Raw genomic sequence first — 556 nt, 5'->3', positions numbered from 1 at the left:
CAGGGGAATCGCATATGGCGATTTTGGGGTTGAGTTTAGGCTGAGAAAGGATTCTTTGGAGAGGCAGTTGAGCGAAGGAGCGACTGCCATTTCCTGCCTTGAGAGCTACTTTGGCGCGGTGCCTGATCCACGCGCGCCCAACGCCACGCACCGGCTTGGCGACCTGATCGTGATGATGATCGCGGCAAGCCTGTGTGGTGCCAGCAATGCGACGGAGTTCGCCCTGTTCGCGCAGGAGCGCAAGCAGGCGCTGTCGCGGCTGATCGACTATGACGCAGCTCCCAGCCACGACACCTTCTCGCGGCTGCTGCGTCTGCTCGACCCGGAGGCCTTTGGTCGCGCCTTTGCGGCCTTTGCCGCAGCTTTCGCCCGAGCCAGCCGAGAGACGCCCGAGGTGGTGTCGCTTGACGGCAAGGCTTTGCGGCGGGCCTACGAGAAGGGCTTGGCAGCCAGTCCGCCGTTGACGGTGTCGGCCTTCGCCGCCGAGACCCGGCTGTGCCTGGCGGCAGTCTCGCCGAGCGCTGGTGAGAACGAAGTCGAGGCCGCGCTCAAAGTC

General features: G+C 64.6%; 1 protein-coding gene. It reads left to right on the top strand.

From position 1 onward, the window contains the following. Positions 1-67 precede the first annotated feature (67 nt). Positions 68-556, top strand: a 489-nt coding sequence (locus NKJ35_RS30830; protein WP_352651408.1) for an ISAs1 family transposase, incomplete at its 3' end; no start/stop codon positions are given.

It is taken from the genome of Mesorhizobium sp. M0136, assembly GCF_040322515.1.
Lineage (GTDB): Bacteria > Pseudomonadota > Alphaproteobacteria > Rhizobiales > Rhizobiaceae > Mesorhizobium.
This window is presented reverse-complemented; position numbering and strand designations above follow the sequence as displayed.